Below are 23,034 nucleotides of genomic sequence, written 5' to 3'. Positions count from 1 at the left end.
TGATAGTGCGGATCTCCCGTGTGAAAGTAGGTAATCGTCAGGCTCCTCATGCAGCAACAAAAACCCCACCCCCAAACAGGTGGGGTTTTTGCGTTTCTGCGGCGTTGGGCGTGCAAAGAAAGCGCTGCTTGGTTCGAGCAGCGCCAAAACAAAAAAATCAAAGTTATCGGGCTAAGGACCGCTCTGCCAATCGAACCCAGTAAGACGAGCCGACAGACAACAAATCGTCATTGAAATCGTAACTGGCGTTATGCAACATGCAGGGACCGGCACCATGTCCATGATCCCGATGACCGCCGTTGCCATTCCCGAGAAACGCGTAACACCCGGGCTTTTCAAGCAACATGAACGAAAAGTCCTCCGCGCCCATTGTTGGTTCGACTGAGGCGTTCACCTTATCCTTGCCTACAACGGCAGTCATCACTTCCGCCGCAAACTTCGTCTGCTCAGCGTCGTTGATCGTCGGTGGATAATTTCGATGAAAATGCAGTTCCGCCTCGCAATCGTAAGCCGATGCCGTCGCTTCGACGATCTTGCGCATACGTTCTTCGATAACGTCTAAAGTCTCGACCGTGAACGTGCGCACCGTACCACCTAACCATGCCTCATCCGGCACGACATTGACCGCGTCGCCAGCATGAATTTGGGTGATCGAAAGCACGGCGGTATCGATAGGCTTCTTGTTTCGAGTAATGATGCCCTGCAACCCATTAGCGATCTGCACGGCGGTAAACACCGGATCGCGCCCGTTATGAGGCATTGCCGCATGCGAGCCGATGCCGCGAATCGTGATCCGAAACTCATTGCTCGACGCCATGATTGGTCCGGAAACCACGCCGAAGTGCCCCGCTGGCATTCCCGGCCAGTTGTGAATCCCAAAGACGGCATCGACAGGGAAACGCTTGAACAAGCCGTCTTCGATCATTGCACGCGCGCCTGCGCCGCCTTCCTCGGCCGGCTGGAAGATGAAAACAATCGTGCCGTTAAAGTTGCCATGCTCCGCCAAATGTTTTGCCGCGCCGAGCAGCATGGCAGTGTGCCCGTCGTGACCGCACGCGTGCATGCGGCCGGGGTGGGTCGATCGATGTTCGAAGGTGTTGATTTCCTGAATGGGCAGTGCGTCCATATCGGCGCGTAGTCCGATCGACCCGTTGCCGGAGCCACGCTTGAGCACGCCGACGACGCCCGTCTTTCCCAGCCCACGATGCACAGTAATGCCCCATCGCTCGAGGCTTTCCGCGACAAGCTTGCTCGTCCCCGTCTCTTCGTAACGCAGCTCCGGATGAGCATGAATCGTTCGTCGGAGAGCTTTGATTTCTTCGTGCGATGCTTCGATTTCAGGGATCAGATTCATTTTGGAACCGTTCTCACGTTTGAATTCGGACGTTGCGCATTGACACTGCGTCGGTCCTTGCATTCTACGCCGTCATTATTTGATGATTTGAACGGTCGTTCCCACGGCGACCATAATAAAATCGACTCATCTGACGCTTTTCATCTGGTAATCCCGGACCCATGCCATGAACGCTCCAACCGAGTTCGCCCGAGCCGTCTGCCCACATGACTGTCCCGATACCTGCGCAATGCGCGTCACGGTCAAGGACGGCAAAGCGGTAAAGGTCAGCGGCGATCCGGATCATCCGCCGACGCAGGGCGTGCTTTGCACGAAGGTGACGCGTTATGCCGAGCGCACGCATCATAAAGACCGGCTGCTCACGCCGTTGCGCCGCGTCGGCCGGAAAGGCGAAGGGCGCTTCGAGGCGATTAGCTGGAACGACGCGCTCACCTTGGCGGCCAACAAGCTGAAGTCGATTGCACAGCGCGCGCCCGAAGCGATTCTCCCGTACAGCTATGCCGGCACGATGGGACTGGTACAAGGCGAGAGCATTGCGGCGCGTTTTTTCAATGTGCTCGGCGCGTCGCGGCTGGATCGGACGATCTGCGCCGCCGCCGGCACTGCCGGCTTGCGCTACACATACGGCGCGAGTCTCGGCATGCACACCGAGTTTTTCGAGGAAAGCGAGATCATCCTGATCTGGGGAGCGAATCCGATCGCGTCGAGCCTGCATTTCTGGACGCGTGCGCAGGAAGCAAAGCGGCGCGGCGCCAAGTTGATCGCGATCGATCCGTATCGGTCACTGACGGCGGAAAAGTGTCATCAACATATCGCGTTGCGGCCCGGAACGGATGCCGCGCTCGCGCTCGGCATGATCGACGTTTTGATTCGCGAGGATCTCATCGACCGCGAATATGTCGATGCCCACACGCTCGGTTTCGAAGAACTCAAGGCGCGCGCGGCGCAGTTTCCGCCTTCGCGCGTGGCGTCGATATGCGGTCTTGACGAGAATACGGTGATCGATCTCGCGCGCGCATTCGGTTCTACCAGGAAGGCGTCGATTCGCCTGAATTACGGTATGCAGCGCGTGCGCGGCGGCGGCAATGCGGTCCGCGCCATTGCTTGCCTGCCGTCGCTCACGGGCGCATGGCGTGAGCGCGCGGGCGGAATGCTGCTGTCGTCGTCGGGCTGGACACCGGTCGATGGAAACGCGCTCGAACGTCCGAACCTGTCGCCCGGCTGGCCGTCGAAACTGCCGCGCATCGTCAATATGAACGCTATCGGCGACGCGCTGCTGAACCCCGGAGACGACGCATTCGGCCCGAAGATCGAAGCGCTGATCGTCTATAACTCGAACCCGGTGGCCGTGGCGCCCGACTCCGCGAAAGTCGCCGCGGGCTTTGCGCGCGACGATCTGTTCACCATTGTTCTCGAACACTTTCAGACCGATACGGCTGACTATGCCGATCTGATTTTCCCGGCGACGACACAGCTCGAACACTTGGACGTCCATAAGTCTTACGGGCATACGCATGTGATGGCCAACTTGCCGGCCATTCAACCGGTCGGCGAAGCGCGCACGAATACAGACATCTTTCGAGGTCTCGCGCGCGCCATGGGCCTCACCGAACCGGCACTCTTCGAGACCGACGAACAGATTGCTTCGAAAGCCTTTCGCTGGGCCGATGCGACGCTCGAAGGTCAGGACTGGAACGCGCTCAAAGAGACGGGTTGGCTAAAACTCAATCTTGCCGATGCGCCCTTGGCTCAAGGCGCCTTTCGCACGCCTTCGGGCAAGTGCGAGTTTTATAGCGAACGTCTGAAAAACGAAGGGCTCGATCCGCTGCCCGATTATCTGCCGCCGTACGAATCGACGGACGGCTCGCCCGAACTCGCGGCGCGCTATCCGCTCGCGATGATCTCGCCGCCCGCGCGCAATTTTCTGAACAGCAGTTTCGTGAACGTCGAAAGTCTGCGCGCGACCGAAGGCCAGCCGCATCTCGATATCCATCCTGCCGATGCCGAACTCCGCGGTATCGAAGACGGCGTGCTGGTTCGCATCTTCAACGATCGCGGCTCGATGCAGGCGCGCGCCCGTGTAACCGAACGCGCCAAGGAGGGCGTCGTGGTCGGGTTGTCGATCTGGTGGAAGAAGTTGTCCCCCGATGGCCGTAACGCCAATCAGGTAACGAGCCAGGCACTGACCGATCTGGGGGGATCGGCGACGTTTTACGACTGCCTGGTTGAAGTGGAGTCAACGCATTGAGTCGTAATGAAAGAGCAGGCCGGAACGAGTCTGGAAGGCGGCGTCTAACCCAATTGTCGGAAGCGAGGCAAGCAGCTAGCATCTCGTTTTCGCACGATCATTCTAAATTCCAATAAGAAGGAGACGCCGCATGGAAAAACCATGGTTGAAGTCCTACCCGGACGGCGTACCGGCTGAAATCGACGTTTCCGCGTACCGGTCGGTTTCCCAGCTGCTCGAAGACAGTTTCCGCAAGAACCGCGACCGGCGCGCGTTCGTCTGCATGGGCAAGTCGATTACCTACGGCGAACTCGACGACATGTCGAAAAAGCTCGCGGCATGGTTTCAGACGAAGGGTCTCAAGCCCGGCGCGCGCGTCGCGTTGATGATGCCCAACGTGTTGCAATATCCGATCGCAATTGCGGCGGTTCTGCGCGCGGGTTATATCGTCGTCAACGTCAATCCGCTTTACACACCGCGTGAGCTCGAACATCAGTTGAAGGACAGCGGCGCGGAAGCCATCGTCTTGCTCGAGAATTTCGCGCATACGCTGCAAGCCGTGGTGAAGAACACGGCCATCAAACACGTCGTTGTCGCCGCGCTCGGCGACCTCATGGGTTTGAAAGGGCTCGTCGTCAATCTGGTCGTGCGACGCGTGAAGAAGCTCGTGCCCGAGTGGAGTTTGCCCGGACGGGTTCGCTTCAATGACGCGCTCAGCGAAGGTGGACGCGCCACGTTTCATAGCGTCGAACAAAGTCCCGATGACGTCGCGTTCCTGCAATACACGGGCGGCACGACGGGCGTTGCCAAGGGCGCGACGCTTTTGCATCGCAACCTGATCGCGAACGTGTTGCAATCCGAAGTGTGGCTCGATCCGGCACGCAAGCGCCGGCCCGATATCGACCAGTTCATCTGCGTGGTCGCGTTGCCGCTTTATCACATCTTCGCGCTGACGGTGTGCGGCATGCTGACGATCCGCACCGGCGGACTCGGCGTGCTGATTCCGAATCCACGCGATATCGCGGGGACGATCAAGGAACTGAAGGGCATACAGATCAATACGTTTCCGGCCGTCAACACGCTCTATAACGCGCTGTTGAATCATCCCGATTTCGACCAGCTGGATTTCTCCAAGCTCATCGCGGCGAATGGCGGCGGCATGGCGGTGCAGGAAGCCGTCGCCAAACGCTGGTTCGCGAAGACGGGCGTGCCGATTGTCGAAGGCTACGGGTTGTCCGAAACGTCACCCTGTGTGACCTGCAATCCGGTCACGGCGATGGAATATACGGGGACGATCGGCTTGCCGTTGCCATCGACGGAAATCGTCATTCGCGACGACGACAACAACGACGTTCCGTTCGGTCAGCCCGGCGAAATCTGCATTCGCGGTCCGCAAGTCATGGCGGGCTACTGGAACCGCCCCGACGAAACCGCGAAGGTGATGACGCCCGACGGCTTCTTTCGCTCGGGCGACGTGGGCGTCTTCGATGATCGCGGTTACGTGAAAATCGTCGATCGCAAGAAGGACATGATTCTCGTGTCCGGCTTCAATGTTTATCCGAACGAGATCGAAGACGTGGTCGCCATGCTGCCCGGCGTGTTCGAAGTGGCCGCGGTCGGCGTGAAGGATCAGAACTCGGGCGAAGCGGTGAAGCTCTTTATCGTGCGCCGTGATCAGAGCCTGACCGAAGCGGATGTCGTGGCGTTCTGCAAGGAGCGGCTGACGGGGTACAAGCGGCCGCGCATCATCGAGTTTCGCAACGACCTGCCGAAGAGCAATGTCGGCAAGATCTTGCGGCGCGAATTGCGCGACGGCACGGCCTGAAGAATCGATTTGGGAAATGGAAAAGCCTTCGTGTCGAAAGACCGAAGGCTTTTTTCTTTGCATCGCATAGAAGCGGTTATGCCCGACGCGCCTTGCCATATAAAAAAGGCGCCCGAAGGCGCCTTTCAAGAGATACCGCTGTGTTAAGACTTGTTAGAACTTGTGGCGAATACCGACCAGCGCCGCGACCTGGTTCGACGTCGACGACGGCGACAGACCGTTGATGCTTGCAACCGCTGCGCGTTGCGTCGAATCCGTACCCGTTGCGTGCTGGTACACACCGTCGATATACACGTCCGTGCGCTTGGACAGGAAGTAGTCCGCGCCGAGCATGCCTTGGTGATACTTGGCATCGGCCAGGCCGTAGCCCTTCGTGTAGTCGTAAGCGACGCCGAGCAGCAGAGCCGGGGTCAACTGATACTTAAAGTTGAGTTCGGCGTTGTGGAACTTGCCCGAACCACCCGTGTAAGCAGCCGGGTTGAGGCCGGCGCCGGCTTCGCGGCCGACATCCTTGAACTGCGTGTTGCTGTACGTCGCGCCGACCGTTGCCGCGCCGAACGTATAAGCACCGCCCGCCGAGATCACTTGTTGCGTGTGAGCTGATGCGAAGCCCGAGATCACGCGGCTGTTCGGGAAGTTCGAAGCCGTACCGGCGGTTGCGGCCGTGCGCGAGGTCGTGTTGTTGCCGAAGAACGAATAGTTCGGGTCCTTGACGTTCAAGTACGCAGCGCCCAATTGCAACGGGCCTTGCGAGTAGCCGAGGCCAGCCGACCAGATCTGGTTGCGATTGAACTGACCTGCGTTGCCGCCCAGGCTGTACAAGCCGCCGAACGTGAAGCCGGCGTAGTTGGCGCTCGTGAACTTGACCGAATTGTTGACGCGCAACGAGTTGTTCATGTTGTCGAGGTCGCCCGGGTGCGCACCGAAGTACGTCGCCCACTGGCTGCCGACTTCGAACGCGCCGGTGAAGTCAACCACGGAGTCGTACTGACGACCCAACGTGACCGTGCCGTATTGCGCCGTCGACAGACCGACGTAAGCCTGACGGCCGAACTCGTCGCCGCCTTGACCCAGCGCGCCGTTGAACACGTTGAAGCCGTTTTCCAACACGAAGAGGGCCTTCAGACCGCCGCCAAGATCTTCCGTACCACGCAGGCCCCAACGGCTGCCCTGCACGTTGCCGCTGTTCAAGGCATACAACTTCTGACCAGCGCTATTGTTCGAGTACAGGAAGCCAGCGTCGATGATGCCGTACAGCGTCACGCTGCTTTGCGCGTGGGCGGCGCCAGCGAAGGTGCCCAAAGCGGCCAAAGCGAGAAGCGACTTTTTCATTGAATAGATCTCCAAGGAGTGTTTGCGACTTTTGGGCAAGGTCACTGTTCTAGCGCCAGTGTGTTGACGTCCCTGCCGGGCACTTCTGAATGAAGTTGAGACGTAATGTAACAAAGAGGCCTTGGGCGACAAAGGAAAAGGGGCCGGTCTGCGCACCTCGTGTGACGTTTTTGCAACATGCGCTAAAATCTTGGTTTTGCAGGAATTTTATGACTCGCGTTTGCCCTAATTCAAAATTTGATTAGTTCAAAAAGCCTGCTTTGGATATTTCTTGCCAGAGAATATGGCTTGCTGAAAGAAGGCGAAGAGCATCGAATTCCGCGCAACGAGATGAGGGAGAAAAACCATGACGCTAGACGAAGTCATCAGCGAATTCGACCGCGGCCTGCGTTCCATGGCGGGTATCAGCCGCATGTCGCGGCCGGTTCCGGAGCCGAACGCGCTCGGTCAGTCGGAGATGAGCCCTCCGGGCATCGACGAACCCGCGCTCGATGAGAAGGAGCGGTCGCACGCCGCTGGTCTGATGCGCGTGAACCATGTCGGCGAAGTCTGCGCGCAGGCGCTTTATCAGGCCCAGAAGCTGGCGACCAATAGCCCGCAGCTGAAGGCGAGCTTCGAACACGCCGCGCGTGAGGAAGAAGACCATCTCGCGTGGACGTCCAAGCGCCTTCGCGATCTCGATTCGCGCCCGAGCCTGCTCAATCCGTTGTGGTACGCAGGCGCACTGGCCATCGGCTTTGCAGCCGGACGCCTCGGCGATCGCGCGAGCCTGGGTTTCATGGCTGAAACCGAGCGTCAGGTGGAGCAACATCTCGATGGCCACATGAAGACGCTGCCGCAAAACGATCACGCGTCGCGCGCGATCGTCGAGCAGATGCGGCAGGACGAAGCCGCACATGCTGCCGCGGCTATCGGAGCGGGCGGTGGTGAGGTTCCGTTCCCCGTGCGAGCGTTGATGCGCGCAGCATCGAAGATCATGACCCGCACCGCTTACTATATTTAGACGGCAGTCTTATGGTCGATGGCCTGCTCCATCGACCAAATTACCGTTTGCGCGTGCGCGGAGGCGGCAAATCCGCCTATAAGAACGGTTACATTTCATTCATTTTGTCGGTCAAATTCACGTAACACTTTCACATCGTCCACTAGCTCTATAATTTATAACGCTTTTCTACTTTGTGCTACTTTAAGCTCCTGCGCTAAGTCCTTGTTCTAACGGGCAAAAACTACTCGAAAAAAAGTTTCGCGTCTTGACCGAGGAAATGCCTTCCACTAAAGTGGGAGACAGTGTCAGAAAGTGGTCTTTTGTGTGATTTCGGAGTCACTTTAAGGCTACTTCGCAAAAAGACGGGCGCCAACGGGGGCGTCAGCACAGGGAGAAGGGCGAGTGTTCCAGGGAGCGTCGGCGCTGACGCTCGATGCGAAAGGACGGATGTCGGTTCCGTCTCGCTATCGGGAAGCGCTGCAAGGGCAGGCAGAAGGCCGGGTGACGCTCACGAAGAGCCCGGATGGATGCCTGTTGCTGTTTCCTCGCCCGGAGTGGGAAGTCTTTCGCGCCAAAGTCGCCGCGCTTCCCATGGAAGCCATGTGGTGGCGGCGCATCTTTCTCGGCAACGCAATGGATGTGGAAATGGACGGCGCCGGCCGCGTATTGGTCTCGCCCGAACTGCGCTCTGCCGCATCGCTTGAAAAAGAAGTGACCCTGCTCGGCATGGGCGTGCACTTCGAATTATGGGACTCGCAGACCTATGCGGCGAAGGAAGCCGCGGCGATGGCGCAGGGCATGCCCGACGCGCTGAAGAATTTCACTTTCTGACGCGGCGCTAAAAACATGGCACCTGCGATGAGAAATGAACTGCAGCATCGCACGGTGCTGCTAAACGAAGCAATTGACGGGCTGATCACGCGCGCGGACGGCATCTATATAGATGGCACTTTCGGGCGCGGCGGACATAGCCGGGGCATTCTGGATCGGCTGGGCGAAGCGGGGCGGCTCGTCGCCTTCGACAAAGACCCGCTCGCAATCGCCACGGCGCAACAGATACAAGACTCACGCTTTTCGATCGTGCATGACAGTTTCGCTGCCCTGCGCGATACGGCGAGCGAGCGTGGGATGGGGCGAGTGTCGGGCGTGTTGCTGGACCTGGGCGTGTCGTCGCCACAAGTGGACGACCCGGAGCGCGGCTTCAGTTTTCGCGCGCAAGGTCCGCTCGACATGCGCATGGACCCGACTCGAGGGGAGTCGGCGGCAGAGTGGCTCGCGCGGGCAACGGTGCAGGAACTCACGGAGGTGATCAGAGATTATGGGGAAGAACGGTTTGCTTTTCAGATTGCAAAGGCGCTTGTTGCTCGCAGGGCAGAGTCCGAGCGTCTTGGGCCTCTCGACAGCACGAGCGAGCTTGCCGAAATCGTGGGTCACGTCGTCAAAACCCGTGAGAAGGGCAAGGACCCGGCAACTCGCACCTTTCAAGCTATACGGATTCACGTCAATCAAGAGCTTGCGGAGCTGCAAGTAGTACTTGAGTCGGCACTTTCGTTGTTGGAGCAAGGGGGGCGGCTGGTCGTGATCAGCTTTCATTCGCTCGAAGACCGGATCGTCAAGCGTTTCATGCAGGCGCATGCCAGCGCGCCCGCCGTGGACCGTCGCTTGCCGATCCGCGCGGTCGATCTTCCCAGCCCGCCGTTGCGGGTCGTGGGCCGCGTGTTTCCGAGCGACGCTGAAGTCGCCGCCAACCCGCGCGCCCGGTCCGCGGTCATGCGTATCGCGGAGCGGATCGCGCCATGAATCGCCTCAACATCTTCCTGTTGATCGTCGTGCTCGGGTGCGCGTTGTCGGTCGTCAGCGCCACCAACAAGCAGCGGCAAGTGTTCATCGAATTGCAAAGGGCGCAGTCGCAAGAGCGTCAGTTGCAGCAGGATTATGCGCAGTTTCAGTATCAGCAGAGCGCGTTGTCGAAGACCTCGCGCATCGAGCAATTGGCTACTAACTCGTTGAAGATGCAGCCCGTCGCTACCGGCCGCACGCAATACCTGACCTACGACCCGGCGACCTTCAAGGCCGCCGACGCGCCCATGCCGCCGCCGCTGCCCGCGTCGGCGCCGCCCGCACGCGGAGCCAAACGATGAAAAAATCCGCGAAACAAAAGGACGTCGCCTACACGCCGAATCCGATCCTCGCCGTGCGTCTGCCCATGTGGCGCTCGAAGCTGGTCGTGTTCATGTTGTTCATGGCGTTCGTCGCGCTCGCCGGGCGGGCATTCTGGATCCAGGGTCCGGGCAACGCGTTCTTCAAGAAGCAAGGCGAAAGCCGCTATCAACGCACGCTGGAAATGCCCGCCACGCGCGGCCAGATTCGCGACCGTAACGGTCTCGTGCTCGCCACGAGTCTGCCGGTGAAGGCCATCTGGGCGATTCCCGAAGCCGTGCCGAACGACCTCGGCGCGGACAAGCTTGCGCAACTCGCAAAGTTGCTCGACATGACGCAGAAAGATCTGCGCGCGAAACTCTCGATGGACAAGACCTTCGTCTACGTGAAGCGTCAGGTGCCGCTCGAAGTCGCGCAAAAGGTCGCGGAGCTCGACGTTCCCGGCATCTATTCGCGCGGCGAATACAAGCGCTTCTATCCGGAAGGCGAAATCACTGCGCATCTGATCGGCTTTACTAATATTGAAGACAAGGGACAAGAAGGCGTCGAACTCGGCGACCAAGGTGTCCTCGCGGGTACGCCTGGCATGCGTCGCGTCATCAAGGACCGCATGGGTCATATCGTCGAGGATGTCGACGAGCAGGTCGTGCCGCATAATGGTACGGACGTCGAACTCTCGATCGACAGCAAGATTCAGTACATCGCGTACACGAATCTGAAGGCTGCGGTCGAGAAGTCGAAGGCGAAGGCTGGCGCTGCAATTGTGATCGACACCAAAACGGGCGAAGTACTCGCGCTCGTCAACTATCCCACGTACAACCCGAACGACCGCACGCGCATGACTGGCGAGCAGCTGCGCAACCGCATTCTCACGGACACTTTCGAGCCAGGCTCGATCATGAAGCCGTTCACCGTTTCGCTCGCGCTGGATTTGCATCGCGTGACGCCGAATACGCTCGTCGAAACGGGCGGCGGCACGTTCGTGCTGGACGGCGCGCGCATCACGGACGATTCAGGTTTCGGCACGCTCACTGTCGGTGGAGTGATTCAGAAATCGAGCAATATCGGCGCGACCAAAATTGCGATGCAATTGCGCGCCGAAGAAATGTGGAACATGTACACGAGCCTCGGTCTCGGTCAGGCGCCGAAGGTTGGTTTCCCTGGCGCGGTGACGGGACGGTTGCGGCCGTGGAAGAGCTGGCGGCGCATCGAGCAGGCAACCATGTCTTATGGCTACGGCTTGTCTGCTTCGCTGTTTCAGCTAGCACGCGCTTATACCGCGATTGCGCACGACGGTCAGGTCATGCCGGTGTCCATTTTCCGCACGCCGGGCGATCAACCGGCACAGGGTCAGCAAGTGTTTTCGCCGACCACCGCGCGTGAAGTGCGCGCCATGCTCGAAACCGTGGTGTCGAAGGGCGGCACGTCGCCGGATGCAGCGGTGCCGGGCTATCGCGTCGGCGGCAAGAGCGGCACCGCGTACAAGCATGCGGGTCGCGGTTACGACCATTCGAAGTATCGCGCGTCGTTCGTCGGCATGGCGCCAATGCCGAATCCGCGCATCGTCGTGGCCGTATCGGTCGATGAACCGACGGCGGGCAGTCACTTCGGCGGCCAGGTTTCGGGTCCCGTTTTCTCGGCCATCGCCGGCGACACGCTGCGTGCGCTCAATGTGCCGCCCGACATGCCGGTCAAGCAAATGGTCGTGACCGACGATTCGAACTCCGCAACGCAACCGCCGGCGAAGCAGCCCGCGAACAACGCCAACAACGCCAACAACGCAATAGCCGCGAAGAAATACGCAGTGTCGAGCAATACGAAGACGCATCCGGGAGTCGTGCGATGAGCGCGCAGGCCCGCCAGATATCGAACGCGGTCGAATGGCTGCGCGCACATGCGCAACCCTCGGCGAACCTGCATGCCGACACGCGCTCACTCAAGAGCGGCGACGTGTTTCTGGCCTATGCCGTCGATGGCGCGGACAACCGTTCTTATCTGGATGCCGCGCTCGCAGCGGGCGCGGTGGCGGCGCTGTATCAGCCGGAAAACTTCACGGGCAAGCCGGATGCGTCGAAGACGCTCGCCGTCGCAAAGCTCAACGAACTCGCCGGCCCGATTGCCGCTGCATGGTACGGCGAGCCGACCGCGTCGATGCTCACCGTTGGCGTGACCGGCACCAATGGCAAGACTTCGTGCAGTCAGTGGATTGCCGCCGCGCTCACCGCGCTCGGCCGGCCGTGCGCAATCGTCGGCACGTTGGGTATAGGCATGCCGGGCAAGCTCGTGCATACCGGCTTCACCACGCCCGACGCGGCACAGCTTCAGCGCAATCTCGCGCAACTCAAGACGCAGGGCGCGGAGGGCGTGGCGATGGAAGTCTCGTCGCATGCGCTGCATCAAGGGCGCCTGAACGGCACGGATTTCGACCTGGCCATCTTCACGAACCTCACGCAGGATCATCTCGACTATCACGGCACTTTCGACGCATACGAAGCCGCCAAGGCGCGTCTTTTCGCGTGGTCCACGCTCAAGACCGCAATCGTCAATCGCGACGACGCGGCGGGACAACGTTTGATCGAATCGCTGCGCGGCAAGGTGCGCACGATTGCATACGGCGTCGATATTCCCGTGAACGCCGTGCCAAGCGCCGATGCGCTTTTGCTCGCGACCAACGTGCGCGCCACCGCAACGGGCACCGCTTTTCATCTTTCGTCGGACTGGGGCGAAGCCGACGTGGAAGTCGGCACGCTCGGCGCCTTCAACGTCAGTAATCTGCTTTCCGTGCTCGGCGTGCTGCTCGAAGTCGGCGTGCCGTTCGACACCGCGCTTGCACGCATCGCGAAACTCGAATCGGTGAACGGCCGCATGGAGCGGCTCGGCGGACGGCCGCAAAGCGATGAGCCGCTCGTCGTGATCGACTACGCGCATACGCCCGACGCGCTCGACAAGACACTCGCCGCCTTGCGTCCAATTGCAACTGCGCGTGGCGGCGAACTCGTCTGCATGTTCGGATGCGGCGGCGACCGCGACGCGACCAAGCGCCCGCTCATGGGCGCGATTGCCGAGCGCCTTGCCGATCAGATCGTCATCACGAGCGACAACCCGCGCAGCGAAGACCCGCAAGCGATCATCGACCAGATCGCGGGCGGCATGAAGGACGCCAGGAAAGCGCGCCGTATCGAAGATCGCGCAAGCGCGATCTTGCAGGCGATTCGCGCTGCGGCGCGCGAAGACGTCGTCGTGCTGGCCGGAAAGGGCCACGAAGCCACGCAGGAAATCATGGGCAAGAAACGCGCTTTCTCGGATCAGGACCACGCACGCCTCGCGCTTGCCGCACGTGCCACGCAGCAGCGCGGAGGTGGCGAATGACCATGTTCACCTTGCGCGAAGCCGCAGCGCTCATTCCCGGCGCCGTTTTGCAGGGCGATGAAAACCTCGCGATCGAACGCATCGTCACCGACAGCCGCGCGGTTCAGGCCGGCGATCTCTTCGTAGCGGTGAAGGGCGATCGTTTCGATGCGCACGACTTTCTCGATCAGGTTGCAAAGGGCGGTGCGTCGGCGGCGCTCGTTTCGCGCGAGCCATCATCCGGGAATGCCTGGCCGCTGCCAGTCATCAAGGTAAAGGACACGCGCATCGGGCTCGGTGCGCTGGCACACGGCTGGCGTGAGCGCTTTGCCATGCCGCTCGTCGCCGTTACCGGCAGCAACGGCAAGACCACGGTCAAGGAAATGATCTCGTCGATCTTCGCGGCCGCGGTCGGCGAAGATGCGCGGCTCGCCACGGCCGGCAACTTCAACAACGACATCGGTTTGCCGCTCACGTTGTTTCGCCTGAACGCGGCGCACAAGCTCGCGGTCGTCGAACTCGGCATGAATCATCCCGGCGAAACGAGCGTGCTCGGCAAGATCGCCGCGCCGACCGTCGCCGTGGTGAACAACGCGCAACGCGAGCATCAGGAATTCATGGCAACGGTGGAAGCCGTCGCGCTCGAACATGCATCGGTCATTCACGCGCTCGGCGAAACCGGCACGGCCGTGTTTCCCGCCGACGATCACTACGCGAGCATCTGGCGCGTGGCCGCGACCGGCAATCCGATCATGGACTTCGCATTGAGCGAGGACGCAGCGAAGGCGGCCGTCACCGGCACGCTCGACGGCACGACGGTGCACGTTCGCTCGCCGCAAGGCGAGATCGACATCGCGCTTGCCGTGCTTGGCGATCACAACGCGCGCAACGCATTGGCCGCAACGGCGGCGGCACTGGCTGCAGGCGTATCGCTCGATGCCGTCAAGCGCGGTCTCGAAGCATTTCAGCCGGTCAAGGGACGTCTGCAAGTGAAGCGCGCGGTGCTTGGCGCGCTTTCCGGCGCCACCGTGATCGACGACACGTACAACTCCAACCCCGACTCCATGCGCGCGGCCATCGACGTGCTTGCATCGCAAGCATCGCCGCGCGTGCTCGTCATGGGCGACATGGGCGAAGTAGGCGAAGAAGGTCCAGCGTTCCATCGCGAAGTCGGCGCTTATGCGGCACAACGCGGAATCGACGCGCTCTTCGCGTTGGGCGACGCGAGCGTCGATTCCGTGAACGCATTCAACGCTGCGGCATCGAAGCAGGCCGGCGCGCATTTCAACGATGTCGCCGCCCTGATTCGAGCAGTGCAACAAGCCGGCTTCGGACCCGGCGCCACGTATCTCGCGAAAGGCTCGCGCTTCATGAAGATGGAGCGCGTGGTGGACGCCGTGACAAGTCCACAACCACCCGTCGTGGGCACCACGCCCGCGGCACACTGAACTGAAAGAGAAGGACCAGCATGCTACTCGCACTCGCGCAATGGCTCCAGAATGACGCCAGCTTCATGCGCGTGTTTACCTACATCACGTTCCGCGCAGTGGGCGCCACGGCGACGGCGCTCCTGATCGGGCTCGTCTGCGGTCCGTGGGTGATCCGCAAACTGACCGCGTTGAAAGTCGGTCAGGCCGTGCGCCGTGACGGCCCGCAATCGCACCTCGTCAAGTCCGGCACGCCGACCATGGGCGGCGTGCTTATCCTCATTGGTATCGCCATTTCGACGCTGTTGTGGGCCGACCTCACCAACCGCTTCGTGTGGATCGTGATGCTCGTGACCTTCGGCTTCGGCGTGATCGGCTGGGTGGATGACTATCGCAAGGTCGTGTACAAGGACCCGCGCGGTATGTCGTCGCGCGAGAAGTATTTCTGGCAGTCGGTCATCGGTCTCTTCGCTGCGGTGTACCTCGCCTTCAGCGTGTCCGAAGCGAACAACGCGCGCGTGTTCGATCTCTTCATGGCGTGGGTGCGCAGCGGTCTTTCCATGGGTCTGCCAGCGCGTGCCGACTTGATGCTGCCGTTCATCAAGGCGATCAGCTATCCGCTCGGCGTATGGGGCTTCATCGCGCTGACGTACTTGGTGATCGTCGGCGCCAGCAACGCGGTGAATCTCACCGACGGCCTCGACGGCCTGGTCATCATGCCCGTGGTGCTGGTGGGCGCGTCGCTTGGCGCGTTCGCTTATGTCATGGGTAGCTCCGTGTATTCGAAGTACCTGCTGTTCCCGCATATTCCCGGCGCGGGCGAATTGCTGATCTTCTGTTCGGCCATGGGAGGCGCCGGTCTCGCCTTCCTCTGGTACAACACGCACCCGGCGCAAGTGTTCATGGGCGATGTCGGCGCGCTCGCGCTCGGCGGCGCGCTCGGCACCATTGCCGTGATCGTGCGTCAGGAGATCGTGCTGTTCATCATGGGTGGCATTTTCGTGGCCGAAACGCTTTCGGTCATGTTGCAAGTCTTCTGGTTCAAGTTCACGAAGCGCCGTTATGGCGAGGGCCGCCGCTTCTTCAAGATGGCGCCGCTGCATCACCATTACGAACTGTCCGGCTGGACCGAGACGCAAGTGGTGGTGCGCTTCTGGATCATCACGTTGATGCTGTGTCTGCTTGGTTTGTCGACGTTGAAGCTGCGGTGATTTTCGTGTCGATGGTGCGACGCTCGAAGGTTTCTTGAATTTTCGTTTCAGGTCAAAGGTAAAGCGATGTTTGGCGAGAAGTTTGTGGATCGGCAAAGTCCGATGGTGCTTGTGCTGGGACTCGGTGAATCGGGTCTCGCGATGGCGCGCTGGTGCGCCAGGCACGGCTGCCGCCTGCGCATCGCCGACACGCGCGAACTGCCGCCCAATCTTTCCGAGCTCGCCATCCATCAGATCGATGCGGACTTCGTCGGCGGCCCGTTCTCGACTGAATTGCTCGATGGCGGTATCGAGATCGTCGCCATCAGCCCGGGACTTTCGCCGCTCGCGCCGGACCTCGCGCCGCTGATCGCTGCTGCTAAAGCACGCGGCATTCCTGTGTGGGGCGAACTCGAATTGTTTGCGCAGGCGCTGGCCAAGCTCGGTATGGACGGCTATCAGCCGAAGGTGATCGCCATCACGGGCACGAACGGCAAAACCACGACGACCGCGCTCACGGGCCTCCTGTGCGAACGCGCGGGCAAGCGCGTGGCGGTCGCGGGCAACATCAGCCCGGCCATGCTCGACAAGCTCACGGAAGCCATCAATCAAACCGCGCTGCCCGACGTCTGGGTGCTCGAACTGTCGAGTTTCCAGCTCGAAACCGCGCACACCTTCGCGCCGGACGCCGCCGCCGTGCTGAACATCACGCAGGATCATCTCGACTGGCACGGCGGTCTCGACGCCTACGCCGCCGCGAAAGGCCGCATTTTCGGCGCGCGCACGACGCGCGTGCTGAACCGCGACGACGCCCGCACCATGGCGCTCGCGAAGAACGTCGCGGCGAATCGCGTGGTGAGCTTCGGTCTGGACGAGCCGGTCAACGTGGGCGACTACGGGCTTTTGCGCGAGAACGGCATGGTCTGGCTCGCGCAAGGCGTGGATCAGGACGCCGCCGACGAACCGGTCAGCTCGCGTCGTCGCAAGCAGGAAGCCGCCGCGCCGAACGTGGTGAGCAAGCGCCTCATGCCCGCCGACGCGCTGCGCATTCGCGGTCTGCATAACGCCGCCAACGCGCTGGCGGCGCTGGCGCTCGCACGTGCGGTCGATCTGCCGCTCGCCGCCTTGCTGCACGGCTTGCGCGAATATCACGGCGAGCCGCATCGCGTCGAAGTGATCGCGCAGATCGAAGGCGTCGATTACGTCGATGACAGCAAGGGCACCAACGTCGGCGCCACGGTCGCCGCGCTCGACGGTCTCGCGCAACGCATCGTGCTGATCGCGGGCGGTGACGGCAAGGGCCAGGATTTCTCGCCGCTCGAAGCACCGGTCGCACGCTGGGCGCGCGCCGTCATGCTGATCGGCCGCGACGCGCCGCGCATTCGCGAAACGCTCGAAGCCACCGGCGTCGCGCTCGAAGATCACGCCACGCTCGAAGCCGCGACGCAATCCGCCGCGCGCCTCGCGCAACCGGGCGATGCCGTCCTGCTCTCGCCCGCCTGCGCGAGCCTCGACATGTTCAAAAACTATGCACATCGCGCCGACGTATTTCGCGGCGCGGTCGAAGAAATTGCCGCCGCGCGGGGAGTCATGCTATGAGCTGGTCGGAACGCTTTGGATCGAAATTGACTGGCCAGCGCAACGCGGTTCCGCAGGATTCGCTTGCGGGTCGCGCGGGCGCTTCGGTGCGCGTCGGACGTCCCGAAACCGCGGGCGGCATTTCGAGCGCGGTCAACGGCGTGCGTCCGGCGCGCTCGCGCATGCTCGACTACGACTACTCGCTTTTGTGGGTGATGATCTCGCTGCTCGGCCTTGGCATCGTGATGGTGTATTCGGCTTCGATCGCCATGCCCGATTCGCCGAAGTACGCGCAGTATCGCGACTATCACTTCCTCGTGCGCCATCTGATCTCGATAGCAACGGCGCTCGTCGGCGCGGTCATCGCGTTCAAGATTCCCATCAAGACCTGGGACAAGTACGCGCCGAAGCTCTTTCTCGTGGCGCTCGTGCTGCTCGTCATCGTGCTGGTGCCGCATGTGGGCAAGGGCGTGAACGGCGCGCGCCGCTGGATTCCGCTTGGCATCACGAACATGCAGCCGTCGGAAATCATGAAGCTCGCGGTGACCATCTACGCCGCGAACTACACCGTGCGCAAGCAAGAGTTCATGCACAGCTTCGGCAAGGGCTTTTTGCCGATGGCGGTCGCGGTCGGCGCAGTCGGCGCGCTCTTGCTGCTCGAACCGGACATGGGCGCGTTCATGGTGATCGCGGCTATCGCCATGGGCGTGCTGTTCCTCGGCGGCGTCAACGGCAAGCTGTTCGGCGGCCTGGTGGCGACGGCGGTCGGCACCTTCACCTTGCTCGTGTGGGCATCGCCTTGGCGTCGTGAGCGAATCTTCGCTTACCTCGATCCGTGGGACGACCGTTACGCGCAAGGCAAGGCTTATCAGCTCACGCACTCGCTCATCGCATTCGGACGCGGCGAATGGTTCGGCGTGGGCCTCGGCGGCAGCGTCGAGAAGCTCAACTATCTGCCGGAAGCGCATACCGACTTCATCCTCGCGGTGATCGGTGAAGAGCTCGGCTTCGTCGGCGTGATCTGCGTGATCCTGTTGTTTTACTGGATCGTGCGCCGCGCATTCGAGATCGGCCGTCAGGCACTCGCACTCGATCGCACCTTCGCCGGTCTGATGGCCAAGGGCGTGGGCATCTGGTTCGGCGCGCAGACCTTCATCAACATGGGCGTGAATCTCGGTCTTCTGCCGACCAAGGGTCTCACGTTGCCGCTCGTAAGCTACGGCGGCTCGGGCATTCTTTTGAACTGCGTCGCGCTCGCGGTACTGCTGCGGGTCGATTATGAAAACCGGGTGCTGATGCGCGGAGGCAAGGTATGACCGTGCAAGGCTCATCCACTGCGAACGCACGCACGCTGATGGTCATGGCGGGCGGCACCGGGGGCCACGTGTTCCCCGGTCTCGCGGTCGCGCACTGGATGCAGGCACAGGGCTGGCGCGTGGTGTGGCTCGGCAATGCGAGCGGCATGGAAGCGACGCTCGTCCCGAAGCACGGTATTCCGATGGAGTCCGTGCGCTTCGGCGGCGTGCGCGGCAAGGGCATCAAGACCAAGTTCATGTTGCCCGTGAATCTCTTGCGCGCGTGTTCGCAGAGTCTGCGCGTGCTGCGTCAGGTGAAGCCGGATGTCGTGCTCGGCATGGGCGGCTACATCACGTTCCCGGCGGGCGTGATGACGAGACTCGCCGGCTGCCCGCTCGTGCTGCACGAACAGAATTCCATCGCGGGACTCGCGAACAAGGTGCTCGCGCATCTTGCGAAGCGCGTGCTCGTCGCTTTTCCAAACGCGCTGCCCAATGCCGAATGGACGGGTAATCCCATTCGTGCGGAACTAACGCGCACATTGCCACCTAAAGAACGCTATGCCGCGCGTTCGGGCCGGTTGAACGTGCTCGTGGTCGGCGGCAGTCTCGGCGCGGCTGCGCTCAACGAAACGGTGCCGAAGGCGCTTGCCCTGTTGAGCGACGAAGAACGTCCGCGCATCGTGCATCAGGCAGGCGCGAAGCATATCGAAGCGCTCGAAGCGAATTACGCCGCGGCAGGTTTTTCGCGTGGCGGCGACTTGCGACTTGTGCCGTTCATCGAAGACATGGCAAGCGCTTATGCGGCAGCCGATCTCGTGATCTGCCGTTCAGGCGCGATGACCGTCTCCGAGATCGCGGCGGTCGGCGTAGCGGCGCTGTTCGTGCCGTTCCCGTTCGCCGTCGACGATCACCAGACGACCAACGGCGCGTTCCTCGCCAGGAACGGCGCGGCGGAATTGATACAACAACGCGATTTGTCGGCGGAAAGGCTCGCCGGCTGGTTGCGTATGCAGTCGCGCGAAACGCTCACGGCAATGGCCGAGCGTTCGCGCGCGCTGGCGAAACCGGACGCGACCGAACGGGTCGCGAAGGTTTGCGCCGACGTGGCCGGTGCGCGTACCCACGCGCAAGCTCGAGAGGCACATTAAGTCATGAAACATATCGTCAAACACATTCACTTCGTCGGCATTGGCGGAGTCGGGATGAGCGGCATCGCCGAGGTGCTGCTCAATCTCGGTTATCAGGTCAGCGGTTCGGACCTGTCGAACAACGCAATCACCGAGCGCCTCAAGATGCTCGGCGCGCGCGTGGCTATCGGGCATAACGAACAGAACATTGAAGGCGCGAACGCGGTCGTCGTATCCACGGCCGTGCGGCAAGACAATCCGGAAGTGCTGGCCGCGCGTCATCGTCGCGTGCCTATCGTGCCGCGCGCGGTCATGCTCGCGGAACTCATGCGCCTGAAGCAGGGCATCGCCATTGCCGGCACGCACGGCAAGACCACGACCACGTCGCTCGTCGCAAGTGTGCTGGCGGCAGGCGGACTCGATCCGACTTTCGTCATTGGCGGCCGGCTGATCAGCGCGGGCGCGAATGCGCGGCTCGGCACGGGCGACTTCATCGTCGCGGAAGCGGACGAGTCGGACGCGTCGTTCCTCAACCTCTTTCCCGTGATCGAAGTCATCACGAACATCGACGCCGATCACATGGACACCTACGGCCACGACTTCGCGCGGCTGAAGCAGGCGTTCATCGAATTCACGCATCGCCTGCCGTTCTATGGCATTGCCGTGTTGTGCGTGGACGACCCGAACGTGCGCGAAATCCTGCCGTTCGTGTCGAAGCCGATCATCCGCTACGGTCTCGGCGCCGAAGCGCAAGTGCGCGCGGTGAACGTCGAAGCGCGCGGCGGCCGCATGAAGTTCACGACGCTGCGCGAAGACGCGCCGCCGCTCGATATCGAACTGAATCTGCCGGGCACGCACAACGTGCAGAACGCGCTCGCCACCATTGCCATTGCGACCGAACTCGAAGTCGCGGATGCCGATATCCAGCGTGCGCTCGCCGAGTTCAACGGCGTGGGCCGACGCTTCCAGCGTTATGGCGAAGTGAAGGCGAACGACAACGAAGGCGCGTACACGCTGATAGACGACTACGGTCATCACCCGGTCGAGATGGCCGCGACCATCGCGGCGGCGCGCGGCGCGTTCCCGGATCGCCGGCTCGTGCTCGCGTTCCAGCCGCATCGCTACACGCGCACGCGCGACTGCTTCGAGGATTTCGTGAAGGTGCTGTCCACCGTCGATGCCCTCGTGCTCACCGATGTCTACGCCGCGGGCGAAGCGCCCATCGTCGCCGCCGACGGCCGTGCGCTCGCGCGCGCCATCCGCGTGGCGGGCAAGGTCGAACCGGTGTTCGTCGAAACCGTGGACGAAGTACCCGATGCCGTGACGACGCTTGCGCGCAACGGCGACGTGGTGATCACCATGGGCGCGGGTTCCATCGGCGGTGTATGCGGGCGGCTCGCGCTGAGCCAGAACTGAACATGAAAGACGCAACCAAAAGCAACGTGAATCAACTCGATCCCAAGGTCTTCGGCAAGGTCGCCGTGCTGCTTGGCGGTAACTCGGCCGAGCGCGAAGTCTCGCTCAACTCGGGACGGCTCGTGCTCGAAGGTTTGCGCGAAGCGGGCATCGACGCGCATCCGTTCGATCCGGCGGAGCGTCCGCTCTCGGACTTGAAGGCGGAAGGTTTCGAGCGCGTGTTTATCGCGCTGCATGGCGGCTATGGAGAGAACGGCCAGTTGCAGGGCGCGCTGGACTTTTACGGCATCCGTTATACGGGCAGCGGCGTGCTCGGTTCGGCGCTCGGCATGGACAAGCTGCGCACCAAGCTCGTGTGGCAGCAGACCGGCATTCCCACGCCGCCGTTCGAGACCGTGTATCGCGGTGAAGACTACGACGCGCGCACGCACGAGATCATTGCGAAGCTCGGCTTGCCGCTTTTCGTGAAGCCGGCGACGGAAGGCTCGAGCGTCGCTGTCATCAAGGTGAAGAGCGCGGAAACGCTCGCGCCCGCGCTCGAAGAAGCCGCGAAGTACGACAAGATCGTGATCGTGGAGAAGAGCATCGAAGGCGGCGGCGAGTTCACGTGCTGTATCGCCGGCAATCTGGATTTACCGGTCATCAAGATCGTGCCGGCGGGCGAGTTTTACGACTATCACGCGAAGTACGTCGCCGACGACACCCAGTACCTGATTCCCTGCGGCCTGACCGAAGCGGAGGAAGCGCGCATGAAGCAACTGACGCAGCGCGCCTTCGACATGCTCGGCTGCACGGACTGGGGCCGCGCCGACTTCATGCTTGACCTCGACGGCAATCCGTACTTTCTCGAAGTCAACACGGCGCCGGGCATGACGGACCACTCGTTGCCGCCGAAAGCGGCGCGCGCGGTCGGCATCAGCTACAAGGATCTGGTTGTGAAGGTGTTGTCGTTGACGCTCGAAGACTAAACATTCGCACAGGACACAAGCAAACGAACCATGTGGAACAACGTTCGCCAAATGAACCTCGCCGCCAGCGCGCTGCACTTGATGCTCGTGCTTATGCTGCTGGCCGCCGCGGGCATCTGGGCGATACAGCGTCCCGAGTTTCGTCTGCGCGGTATCCAGATCGACGGCGACACGGCGCACATCAACACGCCGACGGTGCGCGCGAGCGTGGTGGGGCATCTGAAGGGCAATTTCTTCACGGTCGATCTCGATACGGCCCGCGCCGCGTTCGAGCAGATGCCGTGGGTGCGTCATGCAAGCGTGCGGCGCGTCTGGCCGAATGCGCTCGCAGTGACACTCGAGGAATACAAGCCGCTCGGCACCTGGGGCAACGACCAGTTGGTGAGCGTGGACGGTGAACTCTTCACGGCGAACCAGGGCGAACTCGACGACGACCTGCCCGCGTTCGACGGTCCCGAGGGCACGGCGAAGGAAGTGGTCGCCCGGTATCACGATTTTCAGAAGTGGTTCGCGCCGCTCGACGCGCAGCCGGAGGAAGTGACGCTGTCGCCGCGATTCGCGTGGACGGTCAAGCTCTCGAACGGCACGCAGCTCGAACTGGGCCGCGAGCGCAACGAAGACACATTGCTCGAACGCAGCCGGCGCTTCGTCGCGTCGTGGCCGTCGGTGACGGGGCGTTGGGGCAACGACATCGAATACGCGGATTTGCGTTACCCGAATGGCTTCGCGATACGAGCAGCTGGAATGCGTTTCATCAATGACACCGACAAGGCCAAGAAGTAAGCAGACAAAACGGGCA

General features: G+C 61.7%; 18 protein-coding genes. 16 read left to right on the top strand and 2 right to left on the bottom strand.

From position 1 onward, the window contains the following. Nucleotides 1-163: 163 nt before the first annotated feature. Nucleotides 164-1,354, bottom strand: a complete 1,191-nt coding sequence (locus NCT04_RS12675) for a M20 aminoacylase family protein (RefSeq protein ID WP_250465730.1) — start codon at nt 1,352-1,354, stop codon at nt 164-166. 166 nt (nt 1,355-1,520) lie between these two features. On the opposite strand from NCT04_RS12675, the gene NCT04_RS12670 reads away from it, so the two are divergent. Then, entirely contained in the window at nt 1,521-3,602 is a 2,082-nt protein-coding gene (locus NCT04_RS12670; RefSeq protein WP_250465728.1) for a molybdopterin-containing oxidoreductase family protein, read from the top strand. 130 nt (nt 3,603-3,732) lie between these two features. Next, the gene (locus tag NCT04_RS12665; RefSeq protein ID WP_244826314.1) at nt 3,733-5,406 is read left to right on the top strand and encodes a long-chain fatty acid--CoA ligase; all 1,674 of its coding nucleotides are present in this window, start codon (nt 3,733-3,735) and stop codon (nt 5,404-5,406) included. Between the two features lie 153 nt (nt 5,407-5,559). Here the strand turns inward: NCT04_RS12665 and NCT04_RS12660 are convergent, their stop codons facing one another. Beyond that, the gene (locus NCT04_RS12660; protein WP_244826313.1) at nt 5,560-6,738 is read right to left on the bottom strand and encodes a porin; all 1,179 of its coding nucleotides are present in this window, start codon (nt 6,736-6,738) and stop codon (nt 5,560-5,562) included. 346 nt (nt 6,739-7,084) lie between these two features. Between NCT04_RS12660 and coq7 the strand changes: the two genes are divergently transcribed. From coq7 to NCT04_RS12590, 14 genes are all read left to right on the top strand, one after another. Continuing rightward, nucleotides 7,085-7,741 carry a 2-polyprenyl-3-methyl-6-methoxy-1,4-benzoquinone monooxygenase gene (gene coq7, locus NCT04_RS12655; protein ID WP_250465726.1) on the top strand — a complete coding sequence of 219 codons (657 nt, stop codon included), beginning with the start codon at nt 7,085-7,087 and terminating at the stop codon, nt 7,739-7,741. A gap of 384 nt (nt 7,742-8,125) precedes the next feature. Then, a complete protein-coding gene (mraZ, locus tag NCT04_RS12650) occupies nt 8,126-8,554 on the top strand; it encodes a division/cell wall cluster transcriptional repressor MraZ (protein ID WP_250465724.1) in 429 nt (142 codons plus the stop codon). A 15-nt stretch (nt 8,555-8,569) separates the two neighbouring features. After that, nucleotides 8,570-9,523, top strand: a complete 954-nt coding sequence (rsmH, locus tag NCT04_RS12645; protein WP_244826310.1) for a 16S rRNA (cytosine(1402)-N(4))-methyltransferase RsmH — start codon at nt 8,570-8,572, stop codon at nt 9,521-9,523. Further along, nucleotides 9,520-9,864 (top strand): cell division protein FtsL, encoded by a 345-nt coding sequence (gene ftsL, locus NCT04_RS12640; protein ID WP_244826309.1) that lies wholly within the window; start codon nt 9,520-9,522, stop codon nt 9,862-9,864. The genes rsmH and ftsL overlap by 4 nt, the downstream gene beginning before the upstream one ends. Beyond that, complete coding sequence (locus NCT04_RS12635) at nt 9,861-11,729, top strand: peptidoglycan D,D-transpeptidase FtsI family protein (RefSeq protein WP_250465722.1); 1,869 nt, start codon at nt 9,861-9,863, stop codon at nt 11,727-11,729. The genes ftsL and NCT04_RS12635 overlap by 4 nt, the downstream gene beginning before the upstream one ends. Then, nucleotides 11,726-13,252: a UDP-N-acetylmuramoyl-L-alanyl-D-glutamate--2,6-diaminopimelate ligase gene (locus NCT04_RS12630; RefSeq protein ID WP_250465720.1), complete on the top strand. Its 1,527-nt coding sequence runs from the start codon at nt 11,726-11,728 to the stop codon at nt 13,250-13,252. The genes NCT04_RS12635 and NCT04_RS12630 overlap by 4 nt, the downstream gene beginning before the upstream one ends. Further along, nucleotides 13,249-14,679, top strand: a complete 1,431-nt coding sequence (locus tag NCT04_RS12625; protein WP_250465718.1) for a UDP-N-acetylmuramoyl-tripeptide--D-alanyl-D-alanine ligase — start codon at nt 13,249-13,251, stop codon at nt 14,677-14,679. The genes NCT04_RS12630 and NCT04_RS12625 overlap by 4 nt, the downstream gene beginning before the upstream one ends. A gap of 20 nt (nt 14,680-14,699) precedes the next feature. Continuing rightward, the gene (gene mraY / locus NCT04_RS12620) at nt 14,700-15,869 is read left to right on the top strand and encodes a phospho-N-acetylmuramoyl-pentapeptide-transferase (RefSeq protein WP_250465716.1); all 1,170 of its coding nucleotides are present in this window, start codon (nt 14,700-14,702) and stop codon (nt 15,867-15,869) included. 66 nt (nt 15,870-15,935) lie between these two features. Then, nucleotides 15,936-17,447 carry a UDP-N-acetylmuramoyl-L-alanine--D-glutamate ligase gene (murD, locus tag NCT04_RS12615; protein WP_250465714.1) on the top strand — a complete coding sequence of 504 codons (1,512 nt, stop codon included), beginning with the start codon at nt 15,936-15,938 and terminating at the stop codon, nt 17,445-17,447. Then, a complete protein-coding gene (ftsW, locus tag NCT04_RS12610) occupies nt 17,444-18,742 on the top strand; it encodes a putative lipid II flippase FtsW (RefSeq protein ID WP_244826303.1) in 1,299 nt (432 codons plus the stop codon). The genes murD and ftsW overlap by 4 nt, the downstream gene beginning before the upstream one ends. Beyond that, entirely contained in the window at nt 18,739-19,872 is a 1,134-nt protein-coding gene (gene murG / locus NCT04_RS12605; RefSeq protein ID WP_250465713.1) for an undecaprenyldiphospho-muramoylpentapeptide beta-N-acetylglucosaminyltransferase, read from the top strand. Before ftsW ends, murG begins: the two co-directional genes overlap by 4 nt. A 3-nt stretch (nt 19,873-19,875) precedes the next feature. Beyond that, a complete protein-coding gene (gene murC / locus NCT04_RS12600) occupies nt 19,876-21,267 on the top strand; it encodes a UDP-N-acetylmuramate--L-alanine ligase (protein WP_250465711.1) in 1,392 nt (463 codons plus the stop codon). A 26-nt stretch (nt 21,268-21,293) separates the two neighbouring features. Further along, the gene (locus NCT04_RS12595; protein WP_244828120.1) at nt 21,294-22,235 is read left to right on the top strand and encodes a D-alanine--D-alanine ligase; all 942 of its coding nucleotides are present in this window, start codon (nt 21,294-21,296) and stop codon (nt 22,233-22,235) included. Nucleotides 22,236-22,265: 30 nt separating this feature from the next. Continuing rightward, nucleotides 22,266-23,018, top strand: coding sequence for a cell division protein FtsQ/DivIB (locus NCT04_RS12590; protein ID WP_244826300.1), 753 nt, complete (start codon nt 22,266-22,268; stop codon nt 23,016-23,018). Nucleotides 23,019-23,034: the final 16 nt, after the last annotated feature.

Origin of the sequence: Caballeronia sp. GAFFF2, from assembly GCF_023631485.1 — a bacterium.
GTDB lineage: Bacteria > Pseudomonadota > Gammaproteobacteria > Burkholderiales > Burkholderiaceae > Caballeronia.
The sequence above is the reverse complement of the archived record's forward strand: the minus strand, read 5'-3'. Positions and strand labels throughout refer to the sequence as shown.

Excerpts from the sequence above, each read along its gene's own strand:
- NCT04_RS12675 (WP_250465730.1), bottom strand. The coding sequence starts at position 1,354 with ATGAATCTGATCCCTGAAATCGAAGCATCGCACGAAGAAATCAAAGCT.
- NCT04_RS12670 (WP_250465728.1), top strand. The coding sequence starts at position 1,521 with ATGAACGCTCCAACCGAGTTCGCCCGAGCCGTCTGCCCACATGACTGT.
- NCT04_RS12665 (WP_244826314.1), top strand. The coding sequence starts at position 3,733 with ATGGAAAAACCATGGTTGAAGTCCTACCCGGACGGCGTACCGGCTGAA.
- NCT04_RS12660 (WP_244826313.1), bottom strand. The coding sequence starts at position 6,738 with ATGAAAAAGTCGCTTCTCGCTTTGGCCGCTTTGGGCACCTTCGCTGGC.
- coq7 (WP_250465726.1), top strand. The coding sequence starts at position 7,085 with ATGACGCTAGACGAAGTCATCAGCGAATTCGACCGCGGCCTGCGTTCC.
- rsmH (WP_244826310.1), top strand. The coding sequence starts at position 8,570 with ATGGCACCTGCGATGAGAAATGAACTGCAGCATCGCACGGTGCTGCTA.
- ftsL (WP_244826309.1), top strand. The coding sequence starts at position 9,520 with ATGAATCGCCTCAACATCTTCCTGTTGATCGTCGTGCTCGGGTGCGCG.
- NCT04_RS12635 (WP_250465722.1), top strand. The coding sequence starts at position 9,861 with ATGAAAAAATCCGCGAAACAAAAGGACGTCGCCTACACGCCGAATCCG.
- NCT04_RS12630 (WP_250465720.1), top strand. The coding sequence starts at position 11,726 with ATGAGCGCGCAGGCCCGCCAGATATCGAACGCGGTCGAATGGCTGCGC.
- NCT04_RS12625 (WP_250465718.1), top strand. The coding sequence starts at position 13,249 with ATGACCATGTTCACCTTGCGCGAAGCCGCAGCGCTCATTCCCGGCGCC.
- mraY (WP_250465716.1), top strand. The coding sequence starts at position 14,700 with ATGCTACTCGCACTCGCGCAATGGCTCCAGAATGACGCCAGCTTCATG.
- murD (WP_250465714.1), top strand. The coding sequence starts at position 15,936 with ATGTTTGGCGAGAAGTTTGTGGATCGGCAAAGTCCGATGGTGCTTGTG.
- ftsW (WP_244826303.1), top strand. The coding sequence starts at position 17,444 with ATGAGCTGGTCGGAACGCTTTGGATCGAAATTGACTGGCCAGCGCAAC.
- murG (WP_250465713.1), top strand. The coding sequence starts at position 18,739 with ATGACCGTGCAAGGCTCATCCACTGCGAACGCACGCACGCTGATGGTC.
- murC (WP_250465711.1), top strand. The coding sequence starts at position 19,876 with ATGAAACATATCGTCAAACACATTCACTTCGTCGGCATTGGCGGAGTC.
- NCT04_RS12590 (WP_244826300.1), top strand. The coding sequence starts at position 22,266 with ATGTGGAACAACGTTCGCCAAATGAACCTCGCCGCCAGCGCGCTGCAC.